The organism is Gemmata sp., from assembly GCF_051859125.1.
In the GTDB taxonomy this organism is placed as follows: Bacteria; Planctomycetota; Planctomycetia; order Gemmatales; family Gemmataceae; genus Gemmata.
This window is the reverse complement of the sequence record NZ_JBHYGG010000176.1, coordinates 1-5505: the sequence shown is the minus strand read 5'-3', so window position 1 is coordinate 5505 and position 5505 is coordinate 1. Positions and strand designations below refer to the sequence as shown.

The 5505-nt window shown below is 72.3% G+C and carries 7 protein-coding genes and 1 tRNA gene; 3 read left to right on the top strand and 5 right to left on the bottom strand.

Annotated elements, in window-relative coordinates:
- Positions 1-143: 143 nt before the first annotated feature.
- The 3 genes from ACTIGN_RS15965 to ACTIGN_RS15955 form a co-directional block, all read right to left on the bottom strand.
- Positions 144-788 (bottom strand): Uma2 family endonuclease, encoded by a 645-nt coding sequence (locus ACTIGN_RS15965; protein ID WP_439625551.1) that lies wholly within the window; start codon positions 786-788, stop codon positions 144-146.
- Positions 789-816: 28 nt separating this feature from the next.
- A complete protein-coding gene (locus tag ACTIGN_RS15960; protein ID WP_439625550.1) occupies positions 817-1083 on the bottom strand; it encodes a hypothetical protein in 267 nt (88 codons plus the stop codon).
- A 444-nt stretch (positions 1084-1527) separates the two neighbouring features.
- On the bottom strand, positions 1528-2382 hold the full coding sequence (locus ACTIGN_RS15955; protein WP_439625549.1) for an alpha/beta fold hydrolase: 855 nt from the start codon (positions 2380-2382) through the stop codon (positions 1528-1530).
- Between the two features lie 67 nt (positions 2383-2449).
- Here ACTIGN_RS15955 and ACTIGN_RS15950 point away from each other — a divergent pair.
- Positions 2450-2521 (top strand) — tRNA-Ile (locus ACTIGN_RS15950).
- A gap of 335 nt (positions 2522-2856) precedes the next feature.
- Complete coding sequence (locus ACTIGN_RS15945; RefSeq protein ID WP_439625548.1) at positions 2857-3123, top strand: hypothetical protein; 267 nt, start codon at positions 2857-2859, stop codon at positions 3121-3123.
- A 51-nt stretch (positions 3124-3174) separates the two neighbouring features.
- On the opposite strand, the gene ACTIGN_RS15940 is transcribed toward ACTIGN_RS15945, so the two are convergent.
- Positions 3175-3678, bottom strand: a complete 504-nt coding sequence (locus ACTIGN_RS15940) for an ISAs1 family transposase (protein WP_439625553.1) — start codon at positions 3676-3678, stop codon at positions 3175-3177.
- A gap of 68 nt (positions 3679-3746) precedes the next feature.
- On the opposite strand from ACTIGN_RS15940, the gene ACTIGN_RS15935 reads away from it, so the two are divergent.
- Positions 3747-3887, top strand: coding sequence for a hypothetical protein (locus ACTIGN_RS15935; RefSeq protein ID WP_439625546.1), 141 nt, complete (start codon positions 3747-3749; stop codon positions 3885-3887).
- 123 nt (positions 3888-4010) lie between these two features.
- On the opposite strand, the gene ACTIGN_RS15930 is transcribed toward ACTIGN_RS15935, so the two are convergent.
- Positions 4011-5198 carry a hemolysin family protein gene (locus ACTIGN_RS15930; RefSeq protein ID WP_439625544.1) on the bottom strand — a complete coding sequence of 396 codons (1188 nt, stop codon included), beginning with the start codon at positions 5196-5198 and terminating at the stop codon, positions 4011-4013.
- Positions 5199-5505: the final 307 nt, after the last annotated feature.

Genomic DNA, 5505 nt, shown 5'->3' with positions numbered 1-5505 from the left:
CCGAGCCCGAGCGCCGAGCGAGGGTCCACGCTGGCCCTCGCTCGGCGCTCGGGCTCGGACCAATACCCCACGGTTCCGGTCCAATCGTACTTGGTATGAGAGCGGGTGTTGTTGGAGGGGTGCGCCCGCTCGCCCGGCCGCGGTCACGGGAGCAGGTCGGCGACGCGAACGGCGGCGGCCGGTGCGGCCCGCGGGGCCACGGTCTCGGTCTCGGCGTGCGTGGTGTGGCTCCGGTACGCGGTCGCCCCGAGGCCGGCCGGCAGCGGGACCGGGTCGCGGAACACGTGCAACTGGCGGCCCGGAAGGTCGACGACCCAGTACTCCGGCACCGCCGCCGTGGCGTACAGTTCGGCCTTGGTCGTGAGGTCCATGAACAGCGTGGTCTCGGACACTTCGGCGATCAGGACCGCGGCGGTCGGGGTCCGGTTCGCGTAATCGCGAATGGTTCCCGTGACCACGGCGAGGTCCGGGCCGGGGTCGTTGTCCGTGCCGATGTCGAAGCCCTGCTGGTTGCGGACGTAGTGCCCCGCGGCGAACGCGGTCCGCAAGAACTCGTGGAGCAGGCTGAGGGCGGTGTCGTGCGGGGGCTTGGGCAGCGCCATCGTGAAGACCTCCCCGTGAATCAGCATCGTCTTCACGCCGTCGAACACCACGGTCTCGCCGAGCTTGCGGTACTCGGCGATCGTCCAGCGGCGCGGGGACCAGCCGGCCGCGGCCGGTTGCGGCACGGCTCGCGGGGCGACGGGCGGTTGGGGAGCGGGGGGCGGGGTGATCGTGGCGGCGGTCATGGCGTGTCCTCCACCGAAGAGCGTACCGTCATTGCTTGTCGAGCACGAGGTCAACGACCCAGCACCCGCGGACGTGCGGTCCCGGCCCGCGGCAGTGGTTCAGCACGTCGTCGCTGTCGCACCCCGCGTCTTGCAGCGCGTCGGCAAGGATCGGCATCGCGCCGAAGTCCCGCGACTCGTACATCCCCTGCGCCAGTGCGACCGCCGTTGACGTGCGCCACTCGGGAGAGGAGGCTACGGAGCGGAAGGGGAGAGGGCCGAGGACATCGTGGAGCAGGTCACGCCGAGTTTTCATTGCACGGTCGAGAGTCGCGGCAAAGTCGCTGGCGGTAAAATCGCGACCGGATGCCCGCAAGGTATGCCAGGTGACAGCATCGGCCGATTCCCTCATAGCGGACCGGGCGGCCCAAGATGCGTTAGCGTCGCAAGTGTCTCCGCCAAAGTCAGGACGGTAGCTGATGCCACCAATGATGTGCCGAGGAAAATCGGTATCCGCAGCCCGAAACAGCGCTCGCGTCTCACGGAGGTTGTCGACGGAGATACTGTTGTCCGCGTATCGCTCCGCCGTCTCGACCGCATGACAACTCAGAACATTGAGGACGTGCCAAGACAGGCGGCAACACGCAACGGCGAAGAGGCGCAGTTTTCGATCACTCACTTTGCCAGCAATGAAGTCAAACCGCGCCCGCCAGTCGGAACAATCTAGCCACTCCTCTTCGGTCATCGGTCGCCCTCGTGGTCAGGGACGGAGCGATTCGAGGAAGCTCAGCGTGAGCCGCACGCACGCCTCGGTCGAGAGCCAGTGGATCAGGTGGCCCGCACCCGGCACGTCCACCCGCGTGCAGTCGGCGAGCGCCGCGGTCATGCGGTCGGCGTCGGGCCGGGGCAGCATCCCCCCGCGGGCCTCTTCGCCCCGCAGCAGCAGCACCGGGCACGGGGTGCCCCGCCAGATCGCCTCCTCGTCGTAGCCGTCCAGCCACGAGCCGCCGAGGAGCGGGTCGAACACGCCGGGGTCGACGTCCGGGAGGCACCGCGCCGCGAACCGGATCATCGCCGCGTCGCGGAAGTCGCCGAGCCGCGCCGTGCCGCCGTTCGGCTGGGGCAGGGGGGTGTTCGCGAGGTCGCGGGCGAGGTCGGCGACCGGCCGGTTCTGCCCCGCCAGCCGCTGCGCCGCGGCGAACTGCGGGTGGTACATCGTCCGGTCGAGCCGGGCCAGGAAGCTGCTCCCCGGCGGGTCTTCGAGGACCACGCCCCGCACGCGGTCGGGCTCGGCGGCCGCCACGCCCGCGGCCGTCACCGCCCCGAGCGAGTGCCCGAAGAGCACGACGGGTTCGGGCAGCGCCCGCACCACGGCGGCCGCGTCGCGGACGTAATCGACGACGCGGTAGCCGCCCGGAACGCGGCCCGACCGGCCGTGCCCGCGGTGGTCGAGCGCGTGGACGTGCCACGAGCCCGCGAGGTGCGGAAACAGCGGCGCGAAGTCGCGGCCGCACCGCGAGATGCCGTGGAGGAACAGGACCGGCGGGCCGTCGCCGGGGCCGGAGAGGACGCGGACGCGGACCTCGCCCGTGTCGATGAAGCGCTCGGTGAACATGGGGGAGATGATACGGACCGCCCGGCGGGCTGTGCGCGGGCGGCGGGTGTGATAAGATGCCGCGGCCGGGTCCGAAGCTCAACGGTCGAGCAGGGTGCTCATAACACCTTGGAAGTCGGTTCGACTCCGACCGGACCCACTGGCCTGATCCCCTACAGCCGAAGCGTTTCACGCTTGCCCCGGGCCGGCCCCGGGCGCGGCTTCCAAACCGACGTTCCGTGGAAAATTCCACGGAACGATTTTGGAGGTTCCGCACCGTGCCCCCGAGCCGCAAACTCACCCCGTCCTACCTGCTCCACCGCCAGTCCGGCCGGACGCGCCCGCGCGGCGTGGACCGACCCCACCGGCACCCGCCACCAGAAGCTGCTGCCCGGCAAGTACGGGTCGCCCGAGTCGCTCGCCGCCAAGGCCCGGCTCGAACTCGAACTCGCGACCTCGCCGACCGGCACACCCACCGTCTCCACCGCGATCACCGTGGCCGAGGTGCTCCTCGCCTACGTGCGGTACGCGGAAGGGTACTACCGCACCGCCGACGGCAGCCCCGCCAGCGAGGTCAAGAGCGTCAAGCGGAGCCTGAAGCCCGTGCGGGAACTCTACGCCGACCCCCAGCCGCTCAGTTCGGCCCGCGGGCACTCGCGGCGGCCCTCGCGGGGTACGGGCTCGTGCGGCTCCGCCGCCGGCACCCGAGCGGAAGACGGGACCCGCGCTGACCAACTCGCCCAGCTCCTCCGGGCGTGGTAGGCTGTGCCGAGCGTCGCTGGCGGCCGTGGTCCGCGTGCGGGACAATTGCACTCATTTTCCGAGGTAATCGCGTAGGACGTGTTCGGGGAACGGCTCGTCCCAGCCCGCCCCCAGTCGCTGGCCGTTGATCCCGATCGGGGCCTTGGCCTTCTTCAGCACGGCCAGCGCCGTCCCGCGGACCACGGACGTGTCCTCGGGCGCGTGCCCTTCCCGGAGCGGGTGGTCGTCCTCACGCGGCGCCACATCCAGAACCCGGTGGCACTCGTTCTCGCTGCTCCAGTGCCGGCGGGGCGCACCCCGGAACATCTTCTCGGACCCCCGGCGACTGCTGATGGAGTCGCGCACCTCGCGCCCGTCCTTCCCGTTCACCCGTCGCCGACTCACCGCGCACACCACCGACTTCGAGCCCGCCCACAACGCGCCGTCCCGAATGGCCTCCGGGTTCGTCAGCACGATGCGGAACCGGAGCTCCTCGCGACCGTGGGAGTGCTCGTCGGGCTTGGCCGTCGGCGTGGTCCGCCCAACCCGGCCGGGCGTGGCGGGGCTGGCCGGCAGCGGCCAAGACGCCGCCCCAGGAACTTCGGGTGAGTCGTGAGTACCGGAGCCTTGTTTGAAGTGTTGTGGTGTACCTGAAGGAGCACCGTTTCGACTGGATCAAGCGGGCCGACCGGGATGCGGCCGGCGACACGGAACTGGACATCAAGGGCATCGGCGTGAAGGTGATCCCGAGGGACGAAGCGGGCAAAGGGCCGGCGAACGGTTAGCGGACCGAGGGCGAGTGCCACAGGCGCCTGTCGACCCGCGCCCCCGGGTGGACGTCCCGGGCACGCGCGGAACGCCCCGGCGCTCGCGTGCACGAGCCGCACCTGCGGCTGGTCCGCCCCCGTCTACCCGCCGCCCTTCGCAGCCCCAGCGCGAGGCGGGCCGAGGTCAGCCTGGCGGCCGGCGCGCCGCCCCGCGGCGCGGTGTTCCGGCCCCAGCTCCTGCCGCGGCGTGGGCCGGTCGTGCTCGTCCTCGATCTCGCCGACGATCTCCTCGACCACGTTCTCCAGCGTGATCATCCCCAGCACCGGGCCCTCCCCGTCGCGCACCAGCGCCATCGGGCGGCCGGCCGCGCGGAGCGCCTCCAGCGCCGCCGACACGTCCCCGTCCGGCCCGAGGAACAGCGGCGGGTACAGGGCCGCCCCCAGCGACACCACCCCCGTCTCCACGTACGCCATCAGCAGGTCCTTCGTGTTCGCCACCCCGACCACCCGGTCGAGGTCGCCGTCGTACACCGGCAGCCGTGTGTGGGCCGTCCGCCGGATGACGTCGAGCACCTGTGCGGCCGGGGCCCGCACCTCGACGGCGTCCACTGCCCCGCGGGGCACCATGCAGTCGCGCACCGTCCGGCCCGACAGGCGGAACGCCTTGCGCAGCACCGCCGCCTGGGCCGGGGCCAGCTTGCCCGCCTCCTGCGTCTCGTCGACCAGGCTCTCCAGCTCCTCGGCCGAGTGGGCCGCCTCGCCGGCGGCCGCCGGCTGGAACCCGCACGCCCGCAGGACGAGGCCGCCCACGCCGTTCATGGCGGCGACCAGGGGGCGGGTGAGGGCGGCGAACCAGCCCAGCGGCCGGGCCACCCACAGCGCGGTCTGGTCCGGTCGCTGCAGGGCCATCGTCTTGGGCACCAGCTCGCCGAACACGACGTGCGCGAAGGTGATGAGGAGGAAGGCCAGGGCGACCGCCACGGCGTGGGCCGCGCCGCCGGCCCACGGGGAGGGGAGCGCGTGGAACGCGGGCTCGAGCAGCCCGGCCAGGGCGGGCTCGGCGACCCACCCGAGGGCGATGCTGGCCAGGGTGATCCCGAGCTGGGTGGCGGCGATGGAGCGGTAGAGGTTAGACACCGCGTCCCGGACGTCGGCGGCCCCGCCCCGGCCCTGGCGGACCATCTCGTCCACCCGCGTCTTGCGGACCGCCACGAGGGCGAACTCGGCGGCCACGAACAGGCCGTTGATCGCGACGAGGGCCGGCAGGCTGAGCAGGCCGAGGGCGGTCCAGACCCCGGACAGTTCGGACGGCAAAACAGGCACGGACATGCGGGGCGCCCCTGGCCGATCCGGCGGACGAAGTCCGGCAGCCTCGGCACCGTATCCGTGGCAAAGGCCATGCCGCCTGCCGGGCCCGGGGGTTCGCGCCGGCCCCGCCTTCACGCTCCCTGAGCGGCCGCAACCCGCCCGCAAGGAAGGGGGCTGCTTCCCGGGACGGCACCGCGGGGGACGCGGACGCGGATCGGCCTCGTCCGGCCGCCGGCATCATCCGCACGCGGCCGCGCGGGTCACCGGCCCACCCAGGGGTCGCGCACTATGAACGGCTGACGGGGTAACGGTTTGGGGCTACACCGAG

What these genes read in the sequence shown, in the direction of transcription:
- ACTIGN_RS15930 (WP_439625544.1), bottom strand. Translation starts at nt 5,198, where the DNA reads ATGTCCGTGCCTGTTTTGCCGTCCGAACTGTCCGGGGTCTGGACCGCC.
- ACTIGN_RS15960 (WP_439625550.1), bottom strand. Translation starts at nt 1,083, where the DNA reads ATGAAAACTCGGCGTGACCTGCTCCACGATGTCCTCGGCCCTCTCCCC.
- ACTIGN_RS15965 (WP_439625551.1), bottom strand. Translation starts at nt 788, where the DNA reads ATGACCGCCGCCACGATCACCCCGCCCCCCGCTCCCCAACCGCCCGTC.
- ACTIGN_RS15955 (WP_439625549.1), bottom strand. Translation starts at nt 2,382, where the DNA reads ATGTTCACCGAGCGCTTCATCGACACGGGCGAGGTCCGCGTCCGCGTC.